The organism is Crenobacter oryzisoli (genome assembly GCF_030385785.1).
In the GTDB taxonomy this organism is placed as follows: Bacteria; Pseudomonadota; Gammaproteobacteria; order Burkholderiales; family Chromobacteriaceae; genus Crenobacter_A; species Crenobacter_A oryzisoli.
This window is the reverse complement of record NZ_JAUEDK010000004.1, coordinates 95,506-120,678: the sequence shown is the minus strand read 5'-3', so window position 1 is coordinate 120,678 and position 25,173 is coordinate 95,506. Positions and strand designations below refer to the sequence as shown.

Below are 25,173 nucleotides of genomic sequence, written 5' to 3'. Positions count from 1 at the left end.
TTCAACGACTTATGATGGCTATCATTGGGTCTGAAGCGCGCCCGGCGTGGGCCCGCAAGATCACACGGAAGGAAAGTGTGATGCTGATTCGCTTCACTCAACAGCCCCCATGGACGGTCGCCGAACTATTGGTTCATCGCCTTGACGAGGTAAATGCCGGCGCGGTGCAGGAAGCGTTCGCGCCGGTACTGCACCACCCGCACGGTGACCTCGTGGTTGAGCTCTCACGGCTCGACTTTGTCGACAAGACCGGCCTCGCTACCCTACAGACGCTGCTGCAGCATTTGTCGACCGAAGGCCGCCTCCATCTCGCCGGACACGGCCCGTTACTGCAACGGCTGCGGGAACTGCATCGGCTACCGCCCAATGCCGAGGTCTTTCCGACGCTGAGCGACGCCTTGCACTGACCATCCCCAACAACAACACCCCGGACTAGCCGGGGCGTTGTTCGTTCTCGACGCCGAGGACGGCTCAGGCGTCAGCATCGCCCAACGTCCCCTGCTGCAGGATTTCCTGCGCCCATAAGACGGCCTCGGCATAATGCTGAGTGATCGGCACTGGGCTGAGCTGCAGTCGCTGTACCAGCGGGTCGATCCGTTCGGCGTCCCCGGCTTCGCAGGCGAGCGCCAGCGCGTAGCGGTCGGCAAACGCTCCGCTATGATGCAGCAACGCCGCCTGTACCGGCGCCGGCAGGTCCAGCGGCTCGATCGCTACGTCGAGCGGCTTGCCGAGCAAGGCGTCGAGCACCGAGAACATCCCGGTCACGAACAGCTGTTCGCGCTCGACCTTGCTACGCACATCGCCGAGCTTTTCCATGAAACGCGCGCGGATCAGCGACTTCTCCAGCAGACCAAACGAGCGTGCGCACTCTTGCTTTGCAGTGAACAGTAGCATCGACAGCCACTTGAACAAGGTCTCGCGCCCCAGCAGCAACAGCGACTCCTCGATGGTCTGCACTTCCTTGGCAAAACCGTTGCTCGGCGTGTTGATGAAACGCAGTAGCTTGAACAGCAGCACCGAGTCGCGCTTGAACTGCGCCTCGATCTGGCCGCTGTCGGTATTGGCGCGCAATAGCCGCATGATCTCGAGGATGTGCAGTTGCTCGGTGTCGATCCGCTCGTTCTCGTCGAGGCTCTTCAGGAGCGGCAGGATCGCTCCGTGGAACAGCGCGAACTGGCGCGAGCCGACACCGTGCAGGCACAGGTCGAGCTCTTCGGCCGAACCTATGTTGAACCCGATCCAGCGAGCCTTCGGATAGCGCTGCGGCAACTGCTCGAGAAACGGCTCCAGCACCTGCGGTGCCGGCGCGGCGAAGTCGACGATGAAGAAGTCCATCCGACGGAACAGCTCGCCCTGCTCGGCATCGAAACGCGCCGGTTCCACCGCGAAACGGTAGCCGTGGCCCTGCAAGCGGTCGAGCCGCGCCAGCAACTGCCCATCGAGCGCCTCGCCGACCAGCGGCGGCTCGAGCCGGTAGATCACGCTCTTTGCCGGCAGCTCGGTCAGCAGCGCATCATCCAATGCATGCAGCGACACCGGCACGAAGGCCTTGCGGTACGCGAGCAGCTTACCGATGTCGAGGTTCTTCAACGTGCCGAGCATCAACCGGTCGAACTCGGCCTGCTGGAGTGCCGACTGAAGCGGCCCCTTGCCGCGACGCACCGAAAACGCGTACGCCACCACCCTCAGCTGCTTGTCGTAGAGTGGCTGATGCGATACGAAACCGAGCGACGGCAGCGGCTCGGCCACGCCCGTCCCTGCACCGGACATCCCGGCGCCCGCCGATGTCTCGGTCGACGGTTCTGTTTCACGTTGGCGGCCAAAGCCGCTGGTCAGGCCTTCGATCAGGTGTTTGAGCATAGACCAGTAGAAAATAAAAACGGCAGCCTTAGGCTGCCGGTAGGTTATGGCTGATGCGCAGCGATGCGCGGCGTCGTCACCACTACGTCGCCGCACTGCGCTCGGTGGCGCAGCGCGTGATCGATCAGTGTCAGCGCCAGCATCGCCTCGGCGATCGGCGTGGCACGGATGCCGACGCAGGGGTCGTGCCGGCCGTGCGTTTCCATCAGCACCGGATTGCCCTGTTTGTCTATAGATCGGCGCGGCGTGGCAATACTAGAGGTCGGTTTGATCGCAATCGACACTTCGATGTCCTGGCCGGTGGAAATTCCGCCCAGAATCCCGCCCGCATGGTTGCTGGCAAAACCGGTCGGCGTCAGCTCGTCGCCATGCTCGGAACCGCGCTGTGCGACGCTGCCGAAGCCGGCGCCGATCTCCACCCCCTTCACCGCGTTGATGCTCATCATCGCGTAGGCGATGTCAGCGTCCAGTCGGTCGAACACCGGTTCGCCCCAACCCACCGGCACATTCTCGGCCACCACGCGCAGCTTGGCGCCAACCGAATCGAGGCTCTTGCGCACGCTGTCCATATACGCCTCCAGCTCGTCGACCACGCTGTTGTCGGCGGCGAAGAACGGGTTAGTCGGCACGTCGTCCCAGCTCTTGAACGGGATCACTTTCTCACCAATCTGGCTCATGTGACCGCGAATTACAATGCCATATTTTTCGGCCAGCCATTTCTTGGCGATCGCGCCGGCCGCCACGCGCACGGCAGTCTCGCGCGCCGAGCTGCGCCCGCCGCCACGGTAGTCGCGGATACCGTACTTGTGCCAATAGGTGTAGTCAGCGTGCCCAGGGCGGAAGGTATCGGCAATGTTGCCGTAGTCCTTACTGCGCTGGTCGGTATTGCGGATCAACAGCGCGATAGGCGTGCCGGTGGTCTTGCCCTCGAATACGCCTGACAGGATCTCCACCGTGTCCGGCTCGCGACGTTGCGTGACATGACGGCTGGTGCCCGGCTTGCGGCGGTCGAGCTCTGCCTGGATGTAGGCCTCGTCGATCTCCAGCCCCGGCGGGCAGCCGTCCACCACGCAGCCGATCGCCGGACCATGGCTCTCGCCGAACGAAGTGACGGTAAACAACAGGCCGAATGTGTTTCCTGACATGGCAATCCCTAAGTCTTATGCATTGATTTATTGCCAACGATTCTAGCACGCCCGTTTGCCTGGCTGTTCAGCGCAGCAGCGCTATGCCGAACGTCTGGGCGCAATAAAAAAGGCCAACCCTGCAAAGGGTTGGCCAACAAAACAGGAAGAGGAAAACGCTTACGATGCAGCGTTGATCAGCTCGCGCGACAGCGCATTGTGGTGGCCAACCAGCGGCTGCAGCTCGACCGTGGTCAACCGGCCGTTGTCGATCACCTGGCGGCCGTTGATGAAGCTGTGCGTCACATTGGCCGACGCGCAGAACACCAGCGCCGCCAGCGGGTCGGACAGGCCGCCCGAGAATCCCAGCTGGTTCAGGTCGAAGGTGATGAAATCTGCTGCGTAGCCCGGCGACAGCTGGCCGATGTCGTCGCGGTTGAGCACGCCGGCGCCGCCGCGGGTGGCCATCCACAGCGCCTCGCGCGCGGTCAGCGCGCCCGGGTCGGTGCGGCCGACGCGCTGCAGCAGCATCGCCTGGCGCGCTTCGTTGAGCAGGTGGCCGCCGTCGTTCGAGGCGCTGCCGTCCACGCCCAGGCCCACCTTCACGCCGGCGTCGAGCATGCCGCGGATCGGCGCGATGCCAGACGCCAGACGCATGTTCGAGCACGGACAGTGCGCCACGCCGGTGCCGGTGCGGGCGAACAACTCGATACCCTGCTGGTCCAGCTGTACGCAGTGGGCATGCCACACGTCGTGGCCGACCCAGCCCAAGTCTTCGACGTACTCGGTCGGCGTCTTGCCGAACACCTCGCGCGAAAAGTCGATGTCCTTGTAGTTCTCGGCCAGGTGGGTGTGCAGCGACACGCCGTAAGCGCGCGCCAGCTTGGCCGCCTCGCGCATCAGGTCGGTGGTCACCGAGAACGGCGAACACGGTGCCAGCACGATGCGGGTCATCGCGAAGCGGTCGGCATCGTGGTAAGCCTCCACCAAGCGGCGCATGTCGGCGAGGATCGCATCCTCGTCCTCCACCACGCGGTCAGGTGGCAGGCCGCCCTTGCTCTCGCCCAGGCTCATCGCACCGCGGCTGGCGTGGAAACGCATGCCGATCTCGGTGGCGGCCTCGATCGCGTCGTCGAGACGGCAGCCGTTCGGGTAGATGTACAGGTGGTCGGACGCGGTGGTACAGCCGGACAGCAGCAGTTCGGCCATCGCGGTCTGGGTGGACACGCGGATCATCTCCGGAGTCAGCCCGGCCCAGATCGGGTACAGCGCCTTCAGCCAGTCGAACAGCTCGCAATCCTGCGCCGGCTTGATCACCCGGGTCAGCGACTGGTACATGTGATGGTGGGTGTTCACCAGGCCCGGCAGCACCAAGTGATCCGTCAGGTCGACCACGCGGTCGGCCTGCTCGTTGGCCAGCTCGGCGGTGGTGCCCACGCGCACGATACGGTTGTCCTCGATCAAGAGCGCGGCGTCGGCGATCTCGCGACGCGCATCGTCCATGGTGGCGAGGGTATGGATATGGGTAAACAAAGTACGGGTCATGACAGCCTTCTCATGCATGAATTGGCCGAAACCCCTTGATCGTCGGTAGTTGGGCTTCGGCTCGTTGGTCGGATAACCAGCGGACTGAAGCGCGTACCGGCGCAGGAGGTGAGGAAAAGCCGTCGCGTCCCTCCCGAAACACGACGGCCTGTAAAGCTTACTGCGCTGCAGTCCCTGCGAGCCGGCTGGCCTCGAAGTGCTGCAGCAGCTGGGCCGCTACTGCTACCGCGATCACCGCCGGCTCCTTGCCGGCGATGCCGTCGACGCCAATCGGACAGGTCAGCTGCCGCTCGATGCTGTCGAGCGACAGCCCCTTGTCGCGTAGACGGCGCACGAAGCTCGCCCGCTTGGACTTGGAGCCGATCAGCCCGACATAGGCCGCATCGTCGCGGCGCAGCACCGCCTCAAGGATGTCGAAGTCCAGCGTGTGGCTGTGCGTCAGGATCAGCCAGTATGCACTGGATGGCTGACGCGCCACATCGCCCTCGTCGCCGAACTCGGCGACGACATTGTCGGGCAGCGACGCGGGAAACACCTCGTCGCGCGGATCGAGCCAGGTCACGTGGCAAGGCAGTGCCGACAGCATGTGTACCAGCGCCTGGCCAACGTGCCCGGCACCGAACAGCACCACCTGCAGCGTCGCCGGATGCACCACGTCGATCAGCCACTCGGCGTCGTCGAAGCGCAACAGCCGGGTCTCCCCGATCTCGTCGCGTTCAGCCAAGGTCAGCGGCGCATTCGACTGCAGCGGCACCTGGCGCACCAGCGTCTGGCGGGCCCGGTCAGCCAGCACCAGCTGTTGCAGCCAGCCGGCGTCACTGGCGTCGATCAGCTCGAATGCCAGATGCGCGACCCCGCCGCAGCACTGCCCCAGGCTCGCGCCCAGCGACATACGCACCCTCATCCGCCGCGGCGCGGCCGCATCGACCGATGCCTGCGCGATGATCGCACGCGCCTCGTCGATCGCACGGAACTCCAGCATGCCACCGCCGATGGTGTCGGCCTGCCAGTCGCGACCGACCACCATCCGCGCACCGGGACGGCGCGGCGTAGAACCTTCGGCCCGCGCGACCGTCACCAGCACCGCCGGCTCGTTGGCCGCTTGCGCGGCGCCGAGCACGGCGAGCCAGTTGGCGCCGGTGGCGGGACGGAAGCTCATACCGTCACCTTCTCCAGCTGCTTGGCGCGCGCCTCGGCCTGCACGATCTCGATCGTGTTCAGGATCGACTCCGCAGTCGCCGGCGCGTTCAGCGGCGGCGCCACGCGACCTTCGCCGAGCGAGGCGATCGCGTCGCGGATCGCCAAGAACACCGCCATGCCCAGCGGCAGCGGCGGCTCGCCCAGCGCCTTGGAGCGGTAGATGCTCTCTTCGGCGTTGCTGTTCTCGAACAGCTTCACGTTCAGCACTGGCGGGCAGTCCGACACGGCCGGGATCTTGTAGGTCGACGGCGCATGCGTCATCAGCTTGCCGTCCTTGTTCCACCACAGTTCCTCGGTGGTCAGCCAGCCAGCGCCCTGGATGAAGCCGCCCTCGATCTGACCGATGTCGATCGCCGGGTTGATCGAGCTGCCGGCGTCGTACAGGATGTCGGAACGAGTGATGCGGTTCTCGCCGGTCAGCGTGTCGACGATCACTTCCGAGCAGGCCGCGCCGTACACGAAGTAGAAGAACGGACGGCCAGTCAGCGTGGCAAAGTCGTAGTGGATCTTCGGCGTACGGTAGAAGCCGGACGACCACAGCGGCACACGGCCGGTGTAAGCGACACGGACAAACTCGTCGAACGGCACCGAGGCCTTGTCGCCGCATACAACGTGGTTGTCGCGGAACTTCACCTCGTCGGCCGCGCAGCCGTACTTGGTCGCGGCAAACTCGGCCAGCACGGTCTTGATCTTCACCGCCGCGTCCTGGGCGGCCTTGCCGTTCAGGTCGGTACCGGTCGACGCGGCGGTCGCCGAAGTGTTCGGCACCTTGGAGGTATCGGTCGCCGACACGCGCACGCGGTTGAAATCAACGCCCAGTTCCTCGGCCACCACCTGGGCGACCTTGGTGTTCAGGCCCTGGCCCATTTCGGTGCCGCCGTGGTTGATCAGCACCGAACCGTCGGTGTAGATGTGCAGCAGCGCGCCAGCCTGGTTGAACTGGGTCGCGGTAAACGAGATACCGAACTTCACCGGCACCAGCGACAGGCCTTTCTTCAGCACCGGGCTAGTGGCGTTGAACGCGTCAATCTCGGCGCGGCGCTTCTGGTACTCCGAGCTTTCCTCGAGCTGACCGACCAGTTCGTGGATCACGTTGTCTTCCACCGTCATCTGGTACGGAGTGACATTGCGCTCGGTCTTGCCATAGAAGTTGGCCTTGCGCACCTCCAGCGGGTCCTTGCCCAGTTTGCGGGCGATATCGTCGATCACGTACTCGATCGCGATGATGCCCTGAGGACCACCGAAGCCGCGGAACGCGGTGTTCGACTGGGTATTGGTCTTGGCACGGATCGACAGGATGTCGAAGGTGTCCAGGTAGTAGGCGTTGTCCGAGTGGAAGATCTGGCGGTCGCCTACCGGGCCGGACAGGTCGGCCGAGAAACCGCAACGCAGCTGGTACTGGAACTTCACGCCCAGGATGCGGCCGTCGTCGTTGTAACCGACATCGAACAGCGCGCGGAAGTCGTGGCGCTTGCCGGTGATCATCATGTCGTCGTCGCGGTCGGCGCGCAGCTTCACCGGCTTGCCGGTGCGGCGCGCGAGGATGGCCGCTACGGTCGCGAAGTACCACGACTGGGTTTCCTTGCCACCGAAACCACCGCCCATGCGGCGGCACTCCACCTTGATGCCGTGCACCGGCTGGCCGAGTGCGTGCGCGACCATGAACTGCATTTCCGACGGGTGCTGGGTCGAGCAGTAGACATGCATGTCCATGTCTTCGCCCGGCAGCGCGTAGGCGATCTGGCCTTCCAAGTAGAACTGTTCCTGGCCGCCGACGTAGAAGTCGCCATCGTGGCGGTGCGGTGCGGACGCGAGCTTCGCCTCGACGTCACCGCGGGCGATGTGCACCGGCGGCAGCACGTAGGCCTTCTCTTCGGCGCCTTGCTGCGCGGTCAGGATTGCCGGCAGGTCTTCGTACTCGACCTTGGCGAGCTTGGCGGCGCGGCGCGCCAGGTCGTGGCTGGTTGCGGCCACGGCGAACATCGGCTGGCCGACGTACAGCGTCTCGCCGTCGGCGAAGACCGGTTCGTCGTGCAGGAACGGGCCGAGGTACTTGTCGCCCGGCACGTCGTCCAGGGTGATCACGGCGATCACGCCTGGCGCGGCCTTCACGGCCGACAGGTCCATCGATTTGATCTTGGCGTGCGCCTTGGCCGACAGGCCCATTGCAGCGTGCAGGGTGCCCTGGCGTTCCGGGATGTCGTCGGTGTAGGTGGCGCGGCCGGTCACGTGCAGGTGGGCGCTCTCGTGGAACAGCGACTGGCCTACGGTACGGTGTTGAGTGTTTTGCATGGTCATTCCTCTATCTCTGATTCGTAGCCTGTCAATCACACGCGGGTGTCGGCTGCGCCGGTGGACTCAAGATAGAACCGCAAGAGCAGGTTCTTCGCCGTCTTGATGCGGTAGTCGCTGGAAGCGCGCATGTCGGTCATCGGGCGGTAGTCCTCGCCCATCGCGTCCATCGCCGCGCGCACGGTCTCCTCGCTCCACTGCTTGCCGATCAGCGCCTTCTCGGTGCTGATCGCGCGCTTGGAGGTGGCGGCCATGCCGCCGTAGGCGATGCGTGCATCGGCTACCTTGCCGTTGTCCAGACGCAGCGCGTAGGCACCGCAGACGGCAGAGATGTCCTGGTCAAAACGCTTGGACAGCTTGTAGGTCGCCACGGCCTGGTCGGCGCGGCGTTTCGGCACCACGATGGCCTCGACGAATTCGCCCGCTTCGCGGTCCTGCTTGCGGTAGTCGAGATAGAGGTCTTCCAGCGCCAGTTCGCGACGGCGCTCGCCCTTGCGCAGCACCACGCGGGTGCCGATGGCGATCAGGATAGGAGCGGAGTCGCCGATCGGCGAGCCGTTGGCCACGTTGCCGACCAGGGTGCCGGAGTTACGAATCGGCATCGACGAGAAGCGCTTCCACAGCTCTTCCAGTTCCGGATATTCGTTGACCAGCGCCGGGAAAGCGTCGTTGAGCAGCGACGCGGCGTTGATGCGGATCTCGCTGTCGTTCTGCTCGATGACCTTGAGCTCTTCGACATTGCCAAGATAGATGACAGTCTTCAGCGTCATCAGGTGCTTGGTCACCCACAGGCCAACGTCGGTACCGCCGGCGAGGATGATCGCATCCGGATATTGCTCGTAGAGGGAAGCCAGCTCGGCGGCAGTCGCCGGCGCAAAATAGCGCTGACCATTGCTTTCCAGGGCGACGGTGCTGTCCGGGCGAATCGACTTGAGCTGTTCGGTGACGGCATCCACGTCGGTCGGCACGGCCGGGTAGCTGCCCATGCTCTGTACCGCGTCGATGATCGGACGGTAGCCGGTGCAACGGCACAGGTTACCGGACAGGTTGTCGAGTACTTCGTCGCGGCACGGCTTCACGTCGCCGTTCTGGTACATGGTGTACATCGACATCACGAAGCCAGGGGTACAGAAACCGCACTGCGAGCCGTGGCAGTCGACCATCGCCTGCTGAACCGGGTGCAAGCTGCCGTCCTGCTGGGCAACGCCTTCAACGGTCCAGAGCGCCTTGCCGTCGAGCGACGGCACGAAGCGGATGCAGGCGTTGATGGCACGGAAATGCACCTTGCCGTCGGCCTCGAGGGTGGCCTCGGTCACGGTGCAGGCACCGCAGTCCCCTTCTGCACAGCCTTCCTTGGTGCCGGTCAGACCGACGTCTTCGCGCAGATAATTCAGCAGCGTTTGAGTCGGCGAGCTCGGCACTACTTCATGCAGCTGGCCGTTCAGAAAAAACCGAACCGATGTACGGTGAGTCATGTCATTCTCCTCTTCCTGTTTCGCCGGGTTGTTTTCTGAAGGAACAACGCCGGCGCTGTTACGGCTGCAACCGGCAGGAGCTTGCGCTCCCGCGATGGCTGGCCCCTCCTGCTGTTGGCCGCCGTTCTGGAAGAAGGTTGGCCGAGCGGCCACCCTGACTCCGATGGTGATACCACGATGCAGGACACTAGTCGAAAACTCGGATACTGCAGCACTTCCGGCCCTGACGAACCGGATAACGACTATACCTGTTCTTGGATTTGTCCAGCCTTTAAGGCCGGGGTAACTCCATTCGATTATCGGACATTGCTGCCCGGCAGCCGGATGGGGTCACCGACAAATGCAGGCGGTTTCATCGGAAACCACCGCAATTCTCTTCACGTAAAATATCTTAATACGGTCGCAATGTCATCCTCTGTTCACGCGACGAGTGGTTTAATGCGACACCGACCGGCCTTCGGCGCAGCCTCGAGCGATTCACCGCGGCCAGCCGCCACCGCTTCTTCAGCGCGATTGAAGTATAGATTCAAGGTCACCACACCCAGCGTTGCAAGCCGAATGCCGCAGCACAGCAGTAGAGCCAGCGCCTTCGCCATCGGCAGCCCCGACGATGAGGTCGGGATCACCATCACGACGTACTTATCGTAGCGTCTGGTCGAGTAGTCCGCTTTGCCCCAGCATCTTGATGCTGGAGGCGAGCACGATATCGAACATCACGATACCGGCGGCGCACAGCACGGGCGAAAAAGTGGCGTGGCTGCTCATGCAAAGCCACGCCACCACAAGGCCGACGTAAAGCAGCCCCTAAAGCTTGGGATTGGGCGGGATGCGCGCCGTATCAGGCGTCTTTGCCCAGCAACTGGTAAACCTGCTTGAGATCGACTTCGTCGCAGTTGTGGCCGGGGCCGACGCGGTCGACCACGATGAAATCGCCTACCTGGCCGATGGTCACCAGCGGGTGGTGCCAGGTGCCACGGAAATAGTTCACGCCCTGGTTGCCCTCGACCCAGAAGGCGCGCAGGCCGGACTCGTCGGGCTTGTCGTCCGCGCCATTCGGGGCGACAACGACGACAAACGGGGCATTGCTGCATGGGATGAAAGCCTGGCTGCCGAGCGGGTGACGCTCGAGCATCGTGACTTCCAGCGGGAAATTGAAGGCATCGCCACGGGCCATGCTAATGGCAACTTGGCAATCTTCACCGACGACGTCGGTGAGGCCGAGCTTGTGGTAGCGCTGGGTGGTGCCCTTGTTGATCGGGAACCAGTCGCTGCCCGCGATCTCGATCACTTCGCCGAAGGGGGCGAAAGCTTCCTTGGTCAGCGCTTCGAGTTTCAACGTCGCCATGGTGTGGTCTCCTCTATTTGATGGCGGCCCCGCCCACAAGGAGCGGGGCCAAAACTTCATGTCACCAGGCGCTTAGTCGGCGAGCTTGCCCCAGATACGCAGGCGGCTTACACCACCGTCCGGGAAGATGTTCAGGCGCACGTGGGTCACCGGGCCGATCTCGCGGATCTGCTCCTTGCCGTAGTAGTGCTGCTTGTCCATCTCGGTCTTCTGTTCCGGCAGCAGGGTGTCCCAGAACATCGCCTGGGTCACGATCGACTGGTCGGTGCTGTTGGTCACGTAAGCAGCCTGGATCGACACGCGGTCCGGGTAGTTGCCCTTGAAGTGAGCGGTGTCGACTTCGATCTTCTCGACGATAGCCGGGTGGCCCAACTCGACGATGCACCAGTCGTTGCCCGGCTCGCGACGGCGGCGGGTTTCCCAACCGTCGCCCATGTTCACGCCGCGCCCCGGCATCACCAGGCGGAACGGCACGCCGAAGTGGGCGTTGTTGTAAGCAACGATGCGGCCGCCGTTTTCCAGCGCCGACACTTCATAGATCTGGCTCGGGTCCTTCTTGTCCCAGTCGCACTGCGGCAGACCGTATACGCGGAAGCGGGCCACGCCGCCGTCCGGATAGATGTGCAGGCGCAGGTGGGTCCACGGACGCTCGTCGGAGATTTCGAAGAAGTGGTGCGAGTCGCCGTTCAGCGAGGTGGTCGCAACGATTTCGGTCCACTCGGTGGCGTCGGTCGGGTCGGTTTCGCTGTAGCAGGCCTCGATCGATGCGGCCGGCGGGTAGTTGCCGGTGAAGTGGCTGGTTTCAACGTCGAAACCCTTGATCACGCCCGGCAGGCCCAGCTTGACGATGGCGTAGTCATGACCACCGTTGCGGCGACGGCGGGTTTCCCAGCCATCCATCCACTTGCCGTGATCGTCGAACTTGCCAACGATGAACACGGCTTCCGACGCTTGCAGCATGCGCTCGGCCGGAGCGAACCATTCATCGGTGCAGAACAGGACCTTGGCGCCGAAGTCCGGGTGAGCCAGGTTGGTATAACGGGTAGCGAATTCCGGTACCGACTCGGCGGGACGGGAATTGATGACGGTTCCTACCGGAGCATTCGGTGCTGCCATGGTCATTCTCCTTTTATGGTTTGTTGCTTCCGGACCGAGGCCGCGACAGGCGGGGTCGGCCGGAAGACTTGGCGATAAGTCCGCGATTAGCCGACGATCAGATCATTGAGACGGAAGCCGCCGATCTTGTAGATTTGCTTGAGGCTTTCTGCCCGCTCCTGCTCGACCGGCAGCGCGGTGCGACGCTCGAACTCGGCAATGATGCCGGCACGGTCGTAGCCGCGAACCGCCAGGATGAACGGGAAGCCGAACTTGGCGTTGTATTCCTCGTTCAGGCTAGTCAGCTTGGCAAACTCCTCGGCCGAGCACTTGTCGAGGCCGGCGCCGGCCTGCTCCGAGGTCGACTCGTCGGTCAGCTCGCCTCGCACCGCCGCCTTGCCGGCCAGTTCCGGGTGGGCGCGGATCAGCTTCAGCTGGGCATCGAGGCCGGCTTCTTCGATCTCGTTGATCATCGTGGCGTGCAGTTCGGCCATGTTGGCGAACGGGCGCTTGGTAGCGGCGCGCTCGGCTACCCACGGCGAGTGCTCGAAGATGCCGCCGAGCACGGCGACGAACTCGGCCACCGGGGCGTCGTTCAGGGCTTGCAGCGAAATGGTCTTGCTCATTGTCTTGTCCTGGTCTTATTTGCTGTACGGATGGGTTTCAGCCCAGTGCCGTGCGATATCAATGCGGCGCGCCACCCAGACCTGCTCGTGGCTGGCCACGTAGTCGAGGAAGCGGCGGAAGGCGGCGAAGCGGCCCGGGCGGCCGAGCAGGCGGCAGTGCATGCCGATGGACAGCATCTTCGGTGCGGTCTCGCCCTCGGCGTAGAGCACGTCGAAAGCGTCCTTCAGGTATTGGTAGAAGTGCTCGCCGGTGTTGAAGCCCTGCGGGGTCGCAAAGCGCATGTCGTTGGTGTCGAGGGTATACGGCACGACCAGATGCGGCTTGGTGCTGCCGTCGGACAGCTCCACTTCGCTCCAGAACGGCAGGTCATCGCCGTAGTAGTCGGAGTCGTAGGCGAAGCCGCCGTGCTCGACCACCAGTTGGCGGGTATTCGGGCTGTCGCGGCCGGTGTACCAGCCCTCCGGCGTCACGCCGAGCAGATCCTTGATGATCTGCATGGCTTCCTTCATGTGCTGGCGCTCGGTTTCCTTGTCGATGTGCTGATAGTGAATCCACTTCAGTCCGTGGCAGGCGATCTCGTGGCCGCCTTCGACGAAGGCCTTGGCCACTTCCGGGTGACGCTGCAGCGCGGTGGCTACGCCGAAGATGGTCAGCGGCCAGCCGCGACCTTCGAATTCGTTCAGGATGCGCCATACACCGGCACGAGAGCCGTATTCGTAGATCGACTCCATCGACATGTGACGGTCTTCGTAGGCCGCCGCGCCGACGATCTCGGACAGGAATTGTTCCGACGCCTTGTCACCGTGCAGCACACAGTTCTCGCCGCCCTCTTCGTAGTTGAGGACGAACTGCAGCGCGATGCGGGCATTGCCCGGCCAGTTGGCTTGCGGAACATTGCGGCCGTAGCCGACCAGGTCGCGTGGGTATTGCTTGCTCATCTTGGGCTTCCTTTATCTCTTGGGCTCAACGCTTCAGGTTGAAAACAGCCCTGAGGTCTGCCTGCATGCCATCGTCTTCGAAACGCAAGCGACGCTCGCAGTCCTGCAGGTGATGATTCATCGCGTCCAGCACACCGGCGCGATCGCGCGCCTCGAGGCTGGCAAGAATGCGGTCGTGCTCGTCGAACGAGCAGGCACTGCGGCCCGGCACGTCGTAGAGCGCAATGATCAGAGAAGTACGCGAGGCGAGGCTGCGCATCAGATCAGTCAGCACCTCGTTGTCGGCCAATTTGGCCAACTGCACGTGAAAGGCGTTGGAGAGGCGGATCCAGGTGACCCGATCCTTGCGGCTGAACGCGGCACGCTCCTCCTCCACCATCTGGCGCAGCGGCAACAGGCGCAACGGCAGATCCGGCAGCGTCAGCAGCTTGTCGAGAATGGCACCCTCGACCATCCGGCGCGCCTCGAACACATCGCGGGTTTCTTTCAGGTCGGGCGTCGCGACAAAGGCACCCCGGTTCGGCAGCAGCTCGACGATCTTGTCGTGCGCCAAGCGCGCCAGCGCGGCGCGCACCGTACCGCGCGAGCAATGGAACACATCGCACAGCACCGCCTCGGTCAGCTTGACGCCGGGCAGTAGACGGTGGTCGATCACCGCATCGAAGATCTCCGAGTAGATGCGGTCGACTTCATTGGCAGGTTCGGCCAATTCCAGCAATCGCGAGGAAACGGACGACTCCGCCGCCATCGTCTGCACGTCTGCTGCTTCAAAAGCTTCGCTCATCTTCTGCCCCGTTACGTTTCCGCTAATCGGGAAACGTTTCCAAAATTTTGTTGACAATTATTGGTGTCGTCGGACAATATCGTCAACACAAATTGTTAACAATTTTTGTGCGACCGCAACAAGGACCGACCGGTGGTCGCGGAAGCACAGGAACAGGAGAGAAAGAGATGGGCAAGCTGTCGACGCACGTGTTGGACACCATGCACGGCAAACCCGCCGCAGAAGTGCTCTGCGAACTCTATAAGGTAGAGGACGGCCAGCGCAGCAAGGTGACCGAAATCCACACCAACCAGGACGGCCGGTCCGACAAGCCGCTGCTGGAGGGCGACAGCCTGAAGGTCGGCGTGTACGAACTGGTGTTCCACGTGGGCGACTACTTCGCCCGCAAAGGGGTATCGGTTCCCGAACCGCGCTTCGTCGACCAGGTGGTACTGCGCTTCGGTATTGCCAATGCCAGCGAGAACTACCATGTGCCGCTGGTTGTAACGCCGTGGACCTACTCCACCTACCGCGGTAGCTAAGATTTAAGAGATTGTGATTCGGTAGATGAAGGACGGCCGGCGCAGTAAGCCGACCGAAGCTCATCTGACCTAGACAGCCGGAGCGACGAGCCACTGCCTGAAGGCCAAACAGCCTGAAAAAGTGACGAGACGAACTGGCGCTCCATACGGGCGATGACCTCGCCTACAAGGAGGAAGAACGGTTCGCGAACCGTGCTTCGTCAACCAGGTGGTGCTGAGCCTTGGCCAACGGCCGGGGCCAGCGAGAACTACCATGTGCCGCAGGTAGTGACGCCGTGGACTAACCCCCATAACAGCGGCCGCTGATTCTTAGGAACCATCGAGATTCAACACCATGGAAAACTACCTGCTTGAGTTCGCCAACCTGCTGCTACGCTGGTTGCATGTCATCGCTGCCATCTCCTGGATCGGTGAGTCGATCTACTTCGTGATGCTGGACAACAGCCTGCATGCACCGAAGGATGAGGCCAGCAAGAAACGCGGTGTGTTCGGTGAAATGTTCGCCGTGCACGGCGGCGGCTTCTATCACAACCAGAAATTCCTGACCAACCCGCCGTTCGAACTGAACGAAGACCTGCACTGGTCGTTCTGGAAGTCCTACACCACTTGGCTGTCCGGCTTCGCACTGTTCTCGCTGCTGTACCTAGCCAATGCCAGCATCTACCTGGTGAACCCGAGCAGCTCGTGGGAGTGGGCGGCCAAGATGTCCGGTCCGGAAGCCGGCGTGGTTGCCGTGGCCTTCCTGCTTGGCGGCTGGCTTGTGTATGACCAACTGTGCCGTCGCATCAGCCCGAACATGGATCGCGATGGCGTACTGAGTATCGCCGTTGCCGTGATGGTGATCGTGGTGGCCTACCTGACCTGCCACATCTTCCAGGGCCGTGCCGCCTTCCTTCTGACCGGCGCCGTGATGGCCACCAGCATGTCGGCCAACGTGTTCTTCTGGATCATCCCGGGTCAGCGTCGCATGGTCGAGGACATCAAAGCCGGCCGTACTCCGAACCCGCTGGACGGCAAGCGCGGCAAACAGCGCTCGGTGCACAACACCTACTTCACGCTGCCGGTCGTGCTGCTGATGCTCAGCAACCACTACTCGTTCACGTACAGCAACGAAAACGCCTGGATCATCATGTCGCTGCTGATCGTGTCCGGCGCGCTGATCCGTCAGTACTTCGTACTGCGTCACCAGGGTAAGAACCTGATCGCCCTGCCGGCGCTGGGTACCGCGGTCCTGGCCGTGGTGGCATTCATCGCCGCACCGAAGCCTGCTGACACGACTCCGGTTGCCAAGGCCGACAGCACTGTCACCGCTCCTGCCGCCGCCACCGCAGCAGCATCCGGCGACAGCAAGGATGTGACCTTCAACAAGGTGGACGGCATCCTGACCACCCGTTGTACTGCTTGTCACGCCGCCAAACCGACCCAGCCGGGCTTTGCCTCGGCCCCGGCCGGTATCCATCTGGATAACCCGGCAGAAGTAAAGTCGCATGCGGCTCGCATCAAACAGGTCGTGGCATCGAAGTACATGCCGCTGGCCAACATGACCAAGATGACCGACGACGAGCGCGCAGTCATCGCGCAATGGAGCGGTAACTAAGTCGGTCTAACGTAGCGCCTTGGTACGGCCAATCGGGGCTCCCCGGTTGGCCGTTCGATAAAATAACGAGGAGATACACCATGTTCCGAGGCACCAAGATCGTCGCCACGCTCGGCCCTGCCAGCAACGACCTGTCCACGCTTGAACGCATGATCTCGGCTGGCGTCAACGTCGTCCGGCTGAACTTCTCGCACGGCACCGCCGATGACCACATCGCCCGCGCTGCCCTTGCCCGTCAAGCCGCAGAGAATGTTGGCCGCACCGTCGGCATCCTCGCCGACCTGCAAGGCCCGAAGATCCGTGTCGGCAAGTTCGCTGACGGCGCCATCCAGCTCGCCAAGGGCGATCGCTTCATCCTCGACGCACAATGTGAACTGGGCAATCAGGAGCGTGTCGGTCTCGACTACAAGAACCTGCCGCGCGACGTGCAAACTGGCGCCGTTCTGCTGCTCGACGACGGTCGCATCGTGCTCGACGTCGAGCGTGTCGACGGCGACGAGATCCACACCGTGGTGCGCATTGGCGGCAAGCTGTCCAACAACAAGGGCATCAACCAGCAAGGCGGCGGCCTGTCGGCCCCGGCGCTGACCGTCAAGGACAAGCAGGATCTGAAGACCGCCGTTGCCCTGGCCGCCGACTACATCGCCGTGTCGTTCCCGAAATCGGGCGACGATATGCGTGAAGCGCGCAACCTGGTCGCCGAAGCGAACGGCCACGCGCTCCTGGTTGCCAAGATCGAACGCACAGAGGCGATCACCAACCTCACCGACATCCTGCTGGCCTCGGACGGCATCATGGTCGCCCGCGGCGACCTGGCAGTCGAAGTAGGCGACGCAGCCGTGCCGGCACTGCAGAAGCGCATGATTCGCGAAGCCCGCCTGCACAACAAGTTTGCGATCACCGCGACCCAGATGATGGAGTCGATGATCACCGCCCCGATCCCGACCCGCGCCGAAGTGTCCGACGTGGCCAACGCGGTGCTGGACGGCACCGACGCGGTGATGCTGTCGGCCGAAAGCGCTGCCGGCCAATACCCGGTGGAGACGGTCGAAGCGATGGCGCGCGTCTGCGCCGAGGCGGAAAAGTCCTACGTCAACAGCCTGGACGAGGAACTGCTCAACCGTGAGCAGAGCCAGATCGACCAGTCGATCGCGATGGCGGCGCTGTTCACCGCGCAGCACATCGGCGTGAAAGCGATCGCAGCCCTCACCCAGTCCGGTTCGACCACCCAGTGGATGAGCCGCGTGGACAGCGGCGTGCCGATCTACGCGGTCACCCCGGAAGAATCGACCCGCCGCAAGGTGAGCATCTTCCGAGATGTATTCCCGCTGAAGACTGATGCGATCCCGACCAACCGCGAAGCGGCGCTGGCCCAAGCCGAGCGCGCGCTGCTCGAACACGGCGCGGTGCAGCGCGGCGACCTGCTGTTGATGACGATCGGTGAACCGCTGGGCAAGCCCGGCGGCACCAACACCATGCTGATCGTGCGGGTGGGTGAATACTCCCGCTGATCACAACGATGATGGGTCCTCTCTTGTAACCGGCGCTTGCGCCGGTTTTTTTTCGGCCTACGCTGACATGGCCCGCCGTCGCTGAACAACTCTGATACGATAAAGCCCCCTATCGGGGGCTTTATCGTGCAGACGTGTCGACTCGGCGATCAAAAGCCGGCCGTGGCCCCGTCCGGGTTGCGCGGGTCCGAATAGCCGTACAGGCCATCGTCACGCACCTGGATGGTCTGGGTACGGCCCATCGTCGGCTTCTCCGCCACCTTGTAGCCCTGGTCACGAAGAATCTTCAGCGTATCCGGGCTCAGCCCTTTTTCGACACGCAATTCGTCCGGCAACCACTGGTGATGCACCCGTGGCGTGGACGCCGATTCGGCCGGGTTCAGGCCGAAATCGATCGCGTCGACGATGGTCTGCAGCGTCGTGGTGATGATGCGCGCACCACCGGGACTGCCGGTCACCAGCCACGGCTTGCCGTTCTTCAGCACCAGCGTCGGCGACATCGACGACAGCGGCCGCTTGCCAGGCTGGATGGCGTTGGCCTCGCCGCCGATCAGGCCGTAGGCGTTCGGCACCCCCGGCTTGGACGAGAAGTCATCCATCTCGTCGTTGAGCAGGATACCGGTGCCCTTGGCGACGATGCCGCTGCCGAAGTTGAGGTTCAGCGTGTAAGTGATCGCCACCGCGTTGCCCTTGCCGTCGACGATGGAGAAGTGCGTGGTCTGGTCGCTCTCATACGGCTGCGGCTTGCCCGGCTTGATCGCCGCGGCCGGCAGCACCTTGACCGGGTCGATCTTCTTCGCCAGCTCGTCAGCGTAACGCTTCGACGTCAGCCCCTTGACCGGCACCTTCACGAAACCCGGATCCCCCAGGTATTCCGCACGGTCGGCGTAGGCCAGCTTCATCGACTCGGCCAGGTAATGGATGCTCTGGGCGCTGTTCAAGCCGTACTGGGACAACGGATAGCGCTCAAGCAGGTTGAGGATCTGGATGATGTGAACCCCGCCGGAACTTGGTGGCGGCATCGACACCACCTTGTAGCCCCGGTATTCCCCGCTCACCGGCTCGCGCTCGACGACCTTGTAGTTCTTCAGGTCTGCCTTGCCGATCAGCCCGCCGTGCTGTGCCATCTCGGCGACGATCTTGTCGCCGATCTCTCCCTCGTAGAGCACCTTGGCGCCGTGCTGGGCGATCAGCTTCATCGAGCGGGCCAGATCCTTCTGCACCAGCCGCTCGCCGGCGCGCAGCGGCCGGCCGTCCTTGAAGAACACCGCGCGGGTGCTCGGCCATTTGCCGAGGTTCTCCTTCTCCACTTCCATCATCTGTCCGAGTGTCGGGCTGACTATGATCCCTTGCTCGGCCAGCCTGATCGCCGGCGCAGTCACGTCGGCGAGCTTCATCGTGCCCCAGCGCTTGAGCGCATGCTCCATCCCGGCCACGGTGCCCGGCACGCCCACCGCCAAGTGGGTATACAGCGAGCGCCCTTCGACCACATTGCCCTTCTCGTCCAGATACATGTCGCGGGATGCCTTCGCCGGCGCGATTTCGCGGAAATCCAGCGCAATGTCCCGCCCGGTCTTGGCGTCGTGCAACATCATGAAGCCGCCACCGCCCAGGTTGCCTGCGTTTGGCAGCACCACCGCCAGCGCGAAGCCGACCGCCACGGCGGCATCGACGGCATTACCACCCCGCTTCAGGATATCGACACCGATGCGGGTAGCCAGCTCCTGCTCGCTCGCGACCATGCCGTTCTTGGCGTAGACGGGGTGGAAGATGTCCTGGTCGTAATCGTATTTGACGAGTGGCGGAGCAAGCTGGACCTCGGCCTTGGCAAGCGCAGGCGTCAGCGCCAGGGCTAGACTCAGCGAGAGTGCGCTGAGCACAGGGAAGCGTCGGGAAATCGTCGATGGCATGGTTTCTCCTTTGTCGATGGCGAGTTCTGCCAACTCGCCCAAAGCCGCCCGGCCATCTGACGCAGCCTGGGTCGTTAACCTGCATACTGTCCGACGATATATTCCAAAGTCAATATTGTTATTTTTTTGTAATCGTATGGCGTAATCGACTTACCCATCCTTTCTCGTAGACCAATGTGATTCCCTCTTCGGAAGAGACATCACAAGGAGTGCGGTACCGACAGCCGATCATGGCACCGCTATTGAGTGTTCCTGACCGGAGTTCTAAAAGGGACAAAAAAAAGCCCCAGCTCAGAGCTGGGGTCAACAGGGGGTAAAACAGGCATGCCCGAGGGAGATCGGGACATGCCGAGGGCAAAAAACTTATTGCGGCAGCACCAGGATCGCGCGGAAATCGTTGACGTTGGTGCGGGTCGGGCCGGTCACGATCAGGTCGTCGATGCTCTCGAAGAAGCTGTAGGCGTCGTTGTTGGCGAGCTTCTGCTTGGCACTGACGCCGACCTTGGCGGCGCGGGCGATCGAGCACGGCGACAGCAGGCAACCGGCGTTGTCTTCGGAACCGTCGATGCCGTCGGTGTCGCAAGCGACCGCATAGACGCCCTTCTCGCCGTTCAGCGCCACCGCCAGTGCCAGCAGGAACTCGGCATTGCGACCGCCGCGACCATTACCGCGCACCGTCACAGTGGTTTCGCCGCCGGACAGGATCAGCGCCGGTTTCTGCACCGGCTCGTCGAAGCCGACCACCTGGCGGACGATGCCGGCATGCACCAGCGCCACGTCGCGGGCCTCGCCCTCGATCGTGTCGCCGAGCACGATGGTGTTCAGGCCGATGTCGCGGGCAAACTTCGCGGCCGCCTGCAGGCTGGCCTGCGGGGTGGTGATGATATGGGTCTCGCAATGCGCTAGGCGCGGATCGCCCGGCTTCGGGGTCTCTTGCGCCGAGGTCGCGTTGTCGAGGTAGGCCTTCACCGACGCCGGCAGCTCGATGCCGTACTTGGCGATCACCGCGCGGGCGTCGTCGAAGGTGGTGGGGTCCGCCACGGTAGGACCAGAAGCAATCACCGACGGGTCGTCCCCCGGCACGTCGGAAATCGCCAGGGTCACAACCTTGGCGGGGTAACAGGCAGCGGCCAGGCGGCCGCCCTTGATAGCAGACAGGTGCTTGCGCACGCAGTTCATTTCGTCGATCGCCGCGCCGGACTTCAACAGCGCCTTGTTCACCGCACGCTTGTCATCGAGCGGGATCTCCGGCACCGGCAGCGACAGCAGCGCCGAACCGCCGCCCGAGATCAGGCAGATCACCAGGTCGTCTTCGGTCAGCCCCTGCACCGAGGCGAGCACCTGTTCAGCGGCCTCGCGCCCGGCGGCATCCGGCACCGGGTGCGACGCTTCGACCACGCGGATGGCGCGGGTCGGCTCGGTGTGCGCATAGCGGGTGATCACCATGCCGGACAGCTCGCCGGGCCAGGCAGCTTCGAGGGCGGCCGCCATCGAGGCGGCGCCCTTGCCAGCGCCGATCACGACGGTGCGGCCCTTCGGCGGTTGCGGCAGATAGTTTTTCAGGCTGTCGTACGGCAGGGCGGTGTTGACCGCGACATCAAACAGCTGGCGCAGCAAGGTACGCGGCGCGGCGGGATCGCGTTGCAGGGCATCGAGGGTGATCGGCTGGCTCATGTTGTCTCCTTACTGTCTCTGGCCCGTCTGACGCGGGAATATTCTTGCTGATCGAAACGGGCTGCGAACAACCCGTTTGAATCAGCCGGCTGGCCTTTCGGCCAACCTGCTGAACGATCCGGGCTTACTGCTGAGCCGGGATCTCGAAGTTCGACATCTTCTCGAGCGCACGTACCAGCGCCGAGTGGTCCCACGACGCGCCACCGTTGGCCACGCAGGTGTTGAACAGCTGCTGGGCCAGGGCGGTAGCCGGCAGGGCAACGCCCATCTTCTGCGCGCTGGACAGGGCCAGGTTCAGGTCCTTCTGGTGCAGGGTGATGCGGAAGCCCGGATCGAAGGTGCGCTTGTACATGCGCTCGCCGTGCACTTCCAGGATCTTCGACGACGCGAAGCCACCCAGCAGGGCCTGACGGACCTTGGCCGGATCGGCGCCGGCGCGAGCCGCGAACAGCAAGGCTTCGCCCACGGCTTCGATGGTCAGTGCCACGATCATCTGGTTGGCGACCTTGGCGGTCTGGCCGTCACCGTTGCCACCGACGCGGGTAATGTTCTTGCCCATCAGCTGGAACAGCGGCAGCACCTTGTCGAAGGTCTCTTCCGAACCGCCCACCATGATCGACAGGGTAGCCGCCTTGGCGCCCACTTCACCGCCGGAAACCGGCGCATCCAAGTATTCGCAACCCAGCGCGTTCACCTTCTTGGCGAACTCCTTGGTTTCGATCGGGGCGATCGACGACATGTCGACGACGGTCTTGCCGGCCGACAGGCCTGCGGCCACGCCGTTTTCCGAGAACAGCACCTTTTCCACGTCCGGGGTATCCGGCACCATGGTGAAGATCACGTCGGCCTGCTGGGCCACTTCTTTGCCCGAAGCACATGCGGTGACTTTGTATTCCTTCAGGAAAGCCGGCACGTCGCCGATGGTGTGCACGAACAGCTCGTGACCTGCTTTGCCCAGGTGGCCCGCCATCGGGGCGCCCATGATGCCAAGACCGATAAAGCCGATTTTCATTGTCTTGCTTCCTTATAGGTTGATTGCAGCGAGGCGAACGTTACGCCAGGTAAGGCTTGACCCAGCCGAGGCCTTCCACGGTGCCGGCTTTCGGCTTGTATTCGCAGCCGATCCAGCCGGTGTAGCCAATCTCGTCGAGGAACGAGAACAGGAACGGGTAGTTGATTTCACCAGTGCCCGGCTCGAAACGGCCCGGGTTGTCCGCCAGCTGCAGGTGCGCGATCTTCGGTAGGTTGGCCTTGATGGTGTTGGCCAGCTCACCTTCCATGCGCTGCATGTGGTAGATGTCGTACTGGTAGAAGATGTTGTCACTACCCGACGCGGCGATCAGGTCCAGCGTCTGCTTGGTGCCCGACACGTAGAAGCCAGGAATGTCGAAGGTGTTGATCGCTTCGATCAACAGCTTGATCCCCTCTGCCTTGAGCTTGTCAGCCGCGAATTTGATGTTGGACACAAAGGTGTCGCGCACCTTGTCGGCATCAACGCCTTGCGGGGTGATACCGGCCAGCACGTTGACCTGCTCGCAGCCCAGCGCCTTGGCGTATTCGATGGCACGGCCGACGCCGTCCTGGAACTCGCCGACGCGGTCCGGCAGGCAGGCGATGCCGCGCTCGCCACCGGCCCAGTTGCCGGCCGGCAGGTTGTGCAATACCTGCTTCAACTTGAACTTGTCGAGCTGTTCGGCCAACAGGTTCTTGTCGAAGTCATACGGGAACAGGTATTCCACACCGGTGAAACCGGCTTTGGAGGCTGCCTCGAAGCGCGACACGAAGTCGACTTCGTTGAACAGCATGGTCAGGTTGGCAGCAAACTTCGGCATGGCACTCTCCTTCTACTCGCTACGACGGCAGACCCCGGATCGCGGAGTCTGCCTCTTTAGTATTGCTTGTGATGCTTAGACCGGCAGGTCGAGCACGTCTTCGAACTCGGTGATCGCGTTGATCTCGGTGCCCATGGCGATGTTCGTCACGCGCTCCAGGATTACTTCGACCACAACCGGCACCGAGAATTCGGCCATCAGGCGGCGGGCTTCGGCGAAGGCATCGCCGATCTTGTTCGGGTCGGTCACGCGGATGGCCTTACAACCCAGGCCTTCCACCACTTTGACGTGGTCGACGCCGTAGGCGCCCAGCTCCGGCGAGTTGACGTTCTCGAACGACAGCTGCACTTGGTAGTCGATGTCGAACATGCGCTGCGCCTGACGGATCAGACCCAGGTAGCTGTTGTTCACCACCACGTGGATGTACGGCACCTTGAACTGTGCGCCAACGGCCAGTTCTTCGATCATGAACTGGAAGTCATAGTCGCCCGAGATCGCCACCACGTCGGCCGAACGGTCAGCCACTTTGGTACCGATCGCAGCCGGAACGGTCCAGCCCAGCGGGCCGGCTTGGCCGCAGTTGATCCAGTTGCGGTCTTTATAGACGTGCAGGAACTGGGCCGCGGCGATTTGCGACAGACCGATGGTCGACACGTAGCGAGCGTTCTTGCCGAAGAACTTGTTCATTTCTTCGTACACGCGCATCGGCTTGACCGGCACGTTGTCGTAATCCGACTTGCGCAGCATGGTGCGCTTGCGGGTCTGGCAGGACTCTACCCAGGCCTTGCGATCCGGCAGACGGCCAGCGGCTTTCCATTCCTTGGCCACTTCAACCAGCAGCTGCAGCGCGGCCTTGGCGTCGGACACGATGCCGTAGTCCGGCGAGAACACGCGGCCGATCTGGGTCGGCTCGATGTCGATGTGTACGAACTTGCGGCCCTTGGTGTACACGTCGACCGAACCGGTGTGGCGGTTGGCCCAACGGTTACCGATACCAAACACGAAGTCGGACTCGAGCAAGGTGGCGTTGCCGTAGCGGTGTGAGGTCTGCAGACCGACCATACCGGCCATCAGCGGGTGGTCGTCCGGAATGGTGCCCCAGCCCATCAGGGTCGGGATCACCGGCACGTTGACGATCTCGGCGAACTCGGTCAGCAGCGCAGCCGCATCGGCGTTGATCACGCCACCGCCGGACACGATCAGCGGACGCTCGGATTCGAGCAGGAACGACAGTGCCTTTTCAACCTGGGCACGCGAAGCGGTCGGCTTGTAGGCGGCCAGCGGTTCGTAGGTGTCCGGATCGAATTCGATCTCGGCCATCTGCACGTCGAACGGCAGGTCGATCAGCACCGGACCCGGACGGCCCGAACGCATCACGTGGAATGCTTGCTGGAAGGCGCGCGGCACCTGGGCCGGCTCCATCACGGTGGTGGCCCACTTGGAAACCGGCTTGGCGATTTCCTTGATGTCCACGGCCTGGAAGTCTTCCTTGTGCATACGAGCACGCGGTGCTTGGCCAGTGATACACAGGATGGGGATCGAGTCAGCCGACGCAGAGTACAGGCCGGTGATCATGTCGGTGCCGGCCGGGCCGGAGGTACCGATACAAATACCGATGTTGCCCGGATTGGCGCGGGTGTAACCCTCGGCCATGTGCGAGGCGCCCTCAACGTGGCGAGCCAGCACGTGGTCAATGCCACCGACTTTCTTCATTGCCGCATACAAAGGGTTGATGGCTGCACCTGGCACGCCGAACGCGATGTCAACGCCTTCCTTACGCAGCACGTGAACGGCTGCTTCAATTGCTCTCATCTTGGCCATGCTGTGATCTCCCTCACACGTT

22 protein-coding genes are annotated in these 25,173 nt (G+C 63.1%); 4 read left to right on the top strand and 18 right to left on the bottom strand.

Annotation, left to right across the window (positions count from 1 at the left end; all coding sequences use genetic code 11):
• Positions 1-80 precede the first annotated feature (80 nt).
• Positions 81-407, top strand: a complete 327-nt coding sequence (locus tag QU481_RS03565) for an STAS domain-containing protein (RefSeq protein ID WP_289828520.1) — start codon at positions 81-83, stop codon at positions 405-407.
• 64 nt (positions 408-471) lie between these two features.
• On the opposite strand, the gene QU481_RS03560 is transcribed toward QU481_RS03565, so the two are convergent.
• From QU481_RS03560 to QU481_RS03500, 13 genes are all read right to left on the bottom strand, one after another.
• On the bottom strand, positions 472-1,860 hold the full coding sequence (locus QU481_RS03560; protein WP_289828519.1) for an EAL and HDOD domain-containing protein: 1,389 nt from the start codon (positions 1,858-1,860) through the stop codon (positions 472-474).
• Between the two features lie 44 nt (positions 1,861-1,904).
• Entirely contained in the window at positions 1,905-3,005 is a 1,101-nt protein-coding gene (gene aroC / locus QU481_RS03555) for a chorismate synthase (protein ID WP_289828518.1), read from the bottom strand.
• Positions 3,006-3,164: 159 nt separating this feature from the next.
• Positions 3,165-4,529: an 8-oxoguanine deaminase gene (locus tag QU481_RS03550; RefSeq protein WP_289828517.1), complete on the bottom strand. Its 1,365-nt coding sequence runs from the start codon at positions 4,527-4,529 to the stop codon at positions 3,165-3,167.
• 157 nt (positions 4,530-4,686) lie between these two features.
• Positions 4,687-5,688, bottom strand: a complete 1,002-nt coding sequence (gene xdhC / locus QU481_RS03545; protein WP_289828516.1) for a xanthine dehydrogenase accessory protein XdhC — start codon at positions 5,686-5,688, stop codon at positions 4,687-4,689.
• Positions 5,685-8,021: a xanthine dehydrogenase molybdopterin binding subunit gene (gene xdhB / locus QU481_RS03540; protein WP_289828515.1), complete on the bottom strand. Its 2,337-nt coding sequence runs from the start codon at positions 8,019-8,021 to the stop codon at positions 5,685-5,687. Before xdhB ends, xdhC begins: the two co-directional genes overlap by 4 nt.
• A 35-nt stretch (positions 8,022-8,056) precedes the next feature.
• Positions 8,057-9,496: a xanthine dehydrogenase small subunit gene (gene xdhA / locus QU481_RS03535; protein WP_289828514.1), complete on the bottom strand. Its 1,440-nt coding sequence runs from the start codon at positions 9,494-9,496 to the stop codon at positions 8,057-8,059.
• A gap of 419 nt (positions 9,497-9,915) precedes the next feature.
• On the bottom strand, positions 9,916-10,125 hold the full coding sequence (locus tag QU481_RS03530; protein WP_289828513.1) for a hypothetical protein: 210 nt from the start codon (positions 10,123-10,125) through the stop codon (positions 9,916-9,918).
• Between the two features lie 10 nt (positions 10,126-10,135).
• Positions 10,136-10,261: a hypothetical protein gene (locus QU481_RS03525; protein ID WP_289828512.1), complete on the bottom strand. Its 126-nt coding sequence runs from the start codon at positions 10,259-10,261 to the stop codon at positions 10,136-10,138.
• Positions 10,262-10,334: 73 nt separating this feature from the next.
• On the bottom strand, positions 10,335-10,841 hold the full coding sequence (locus QU481_RS03520; RefSeq protein WP_289828511.1) for an ureidoglycolate lyase: 507 nt from the start codon (positions 10,839-10,841) through the stop codon (positions 10,335-10,337).
• A 72-nt stretch (positions 10,842-10,913) separates the two neighbouring features.
• Entirely contained in the window at positions 10,914-11,957 is a 1,044-nt protein-coding gene (alc, locus tag QU481_RS03515) for an allantoicase (RefSeq protein WP_289828510.1), read from the bottom strand.
• Between the two features lie 86 nt (positions 11,958-12,043).
• Complete coding sequence (gene uraD / locus QU481_RS03510) at positions 12,044-12,562, bottom strand: 2-oxo-4-hydroxy-4-carboxy-5-ureidoimidazoline decarboxylase (protein WP_289828509.1); 519 nt, start codon at positions 12,560-12,562, stop codon at positions 12,044-12,046.
• A gap of 15 nt (positions 12,563-12,577) precedes the next feature.
• The gene (gene puuE, locus QU481_RS03505; protein ID WP_289828508.1) at positions 12,578-13,501 is read right to left on the bottom strand and encodes an allantoinase PuuE; all 924 of its coding nucleotides are present in this window, start codon (positions 13,499-13,501) and stop codon (positions 12,578-12,580) included.
• A 25-nt stretch (positions 13,502-13,526) separates the two neighbouring features.
• On the bottom strand, positions 13,527-14,285 hold the full coding sequence (locus QU481_RS03500) for a GntR family transcriptional regulator (protein WP_289828507.1): 759 nt from the start codon (positions 14,283-14,285) through the stop codon (positions 13,527-13,529).
• Between the two features lie 167 nt (positions 14,286-14,452).
• Here QU481_RS03500 and uraH point away from each other — a divergent pair, with 167 nt between their 5' ends.
• From uraH to pyk, 3 genes are all read left to right on the top strand, one after another.
• Positions 14,453-14,806: a hydroxyisourate hydrolase gene (gene uraH / locus QU481_RS03495; protein WP_289828506.1), complete on the top strand. Its 354-nt coding sequence runs from the start codon at positions 14,453-14,455 to the stop codon at positions 14,804-14,806.
• A 334-nt stretch (positions 14,807-15,140) separates the two neighbouring features.
• A complete protein-coding gene (locus QU481_RS03490; RefSeq protein ID WP_289828505.1) occupies positions 15,141-16,403 on the top strand; it encodes a urate hydroxylase PuuD in 1,263 nt (420 codons plus the stop codon).
• Between the two features lie 80 nt (positions 16,404-16,483).
• A complete protein-coding gene (gene pyk / locus QU481_RS03485; protein WP_289828504.1) occupies positions 16,484-17,914 on the top strand; it encodes a pyruvate kinase in 1,431 nt (476 codons plus the stop codon).
• A 149-nt stretch (positions 17,915-18,063) separates the two neighbouring features.
• Here pyk and ggt read toward each other — a convergent pair whose 3' ends face one another.
• From ggt to gcl, 5 genes are all read right to left on the bottom strand, one after another.
• Positions 18,064-19,824 carry a gamma-glutamyltransferase gene (gene ggt, locus QU481_RS03480; protein ID WP_289828503.1) on the bottom strand — a complete coding sequence of 587 codons (1,761 nt, stop codon included), beginning with the start codon at positions 19,822-19,824 and terminating at the stop codon, positions 18,064-18,066.
• Between the two features lie 363 nt (positions 19,825-20,187).
• A complete protein-coding gene (locus QU481_RS03475) occupies positions 20,188-21,498 on the bottom strand; it encodes a glycerate kinase type-2 family protein (protein ID WP_289828502.1) in 1,311 nt (436 codons plus the stop codon).
• 124 nt (positions 21,499-21,622) lie between these two features.
• Complete coding sequence (locus tag QU481_RS03470; RefSeq protein WP_289828501.1) at positions 21,623-22,510, bottom strand: 2-hydroxy-3-oxopropionate reductase; 888 nt, start codon at positions 22,508-22,510, stop codon at positions 21,623-21,625.
• Positions 22,511-22,550: 40 nt separating this feature from the next.
• Positions 22,551-23,330: a hydroxypyruvate isomerase gene (gene hyi / locus QU481_RS03465; RefSeq protein ID WP_289828500.1), complete on the bottom strand. Its 780-nt coding sequence runs from the start codon at positions 23,328-23,330 to the stop codon at positions 22,551-22,553.
• Positions 23,331-23,405: 75 nt separating this feature from the next.
• A complete protein-coding gene (gene gcl / locus QU481_RS03460) occupies positions 23,406-25,151 on the bottom strand; it encodes a glyoxylate carboligase (RefSeq protein WP_289828499.1) in 1,746 nt (581 codons plus the stop codon).
• Between the last annotated feature and the right edge of the window lie 22 nt (positions 25,152-25,173).

Coding starts and splice junctions, on each gene's coding strand:
- uraD (WP_289828509.1), bottom strand. CDS start 12,562: ATGAGCAAGACCATTTCGCTGCAAGCCCTGAACGACGCCCCGGTGGCC.
- QU481_RS03475 (WP_289828502.1), bottom strand. CDS start 21,498: ATGAGCCAGCCGATCACCCTCGATGCCCTGCAACGCGATCCCGCCGCG.
- xdhC (WP_289828516.1), bottom strand. CDS start 5,688: ATGAGCTTCCGTCCCGCCACCGGCGCCAACTGGCTCGCCGTGCTCGGC.
- QU481_RS03520 (WP_289828511.1), bottom strand. CDS start 10,841: ATGGCGACGTTGAAACTCGAAGCGCTGACCAAGGAAGCTTTCGCCCCC.
- QU481_RS03560 (WP_289828519.1), bottom strand. CDS start 1,860: ATGCTCAAACACCTGATCGAAGGCCTGACCAGCGGCTTTGGCCGCCAA.
- QU481_RS03530 (WP_289828513.1), bottom strand. CDS start 10,125: ATGGTGATCCCGACCTCATCGTCGGGGCTGCCGATGGCGAAGGCGCTG.
- aroC (WP_289828518.1), bottom strand. CDS start 3,005: ATGTCAGGAAACACATTCGGCCTGTTGTTTACCGTCACTTCGTTCGGC.
- puuE (WP_289828508.1), bottom strand. CDS start 13,501: ATGAGCAAGCAATACCCACGCGACCTGGTCGGCTACGGCCGCAATGTT.
- uraH (WP_289828506.1), top strand. CDS start 14,453: ATGGGCAAGCTGTCGACGCACGTGTTGGACACCATGCACGGCAAACCC.
- xdhA (WP_289828514.1), bottom strand. CDS start 9,496: ATGACTCACCGTACATCGGTTCGGTTTTTTCTGAACGGCCAGCTGCAT.
- hyi (WP_289828500.1), bottom strand. CDS start 23,330: ATGCCGAAGTTTGCTGCCAACCTGACCATGCTGTTCAACGAAGTCGAC.
- gcl (WP_289828499.1), bottom strand. CDS start 25,151: ATGGCCAAGATGAGAGCAATTGAAGCAGCCGTTCACGTGCTGCGTAAG.
- ggt (WP_289828503.1), bottom strand. CDS start 19,824: ATGCCATCGACGATTTCCCGACGCTTCCCTGTGCTCAGCGCACTCTCG.
- QU481_RS03550 (WP_289828517.1), bottom strand. CDS start 4,529: ATGACCCGTACTTTGTTTACCCATATCCATACCCTCGCCACCATGGAC.
- QU481_RS03525 (WP_289828512.1), bottom strand. CDS start 10,261: ATGAGCAGCCACGCCACTTTTTCGCCCGTGCTGTGCGCCGCCGGTATC.
- QU481_RS03500 (WP_289828507.1), bottom strand. CDS start 14,285: ATGAGCGAAGCTTTTGAAGCAGCAGACGTGCAGACGATGGCGGCGGAG.
- pyk (WP_289828504.1), top strand. CDS start 16,484: ATGTTCCGAGGCACCAAGATCGTCGCCACGCTCGGCCCTGCCAGCAAC.
- QU481_RS03490 (WP_289828505.1), top strand. CDS start 15,141: ATGGAAAACTACCTGCTTGAGTTCGCCAACCTGCTGCTACGCTGGTTG.
- QU481_RS03565 (WP_289828520.1), top strand. CDS start 81: ATGCTGATTCGCTTCACTCAACAGCCCCCATGGACGGTCGCCGAACTA.
- alc (WP_289828510.1), bottom strand. CDS start 11,957: ATGGCAGCACCGAATGCTCCGGTAGGAACCGTCATCAATTCCCGTCCC.
- QU481_RS03470 (WP_289828501.1), bottom strand. CDS start 22,510: ATGAAAATCGGCTTTATCGGTCTTGGCATCATGGGCGCCCCGATGGCG.
- xdhB (WP_289828515.1), bottom strand. CDS start 8,021: ATGCAAAACACTCAACACCGTACCGTAGGCCAGTCGCTGTTCCACGAG.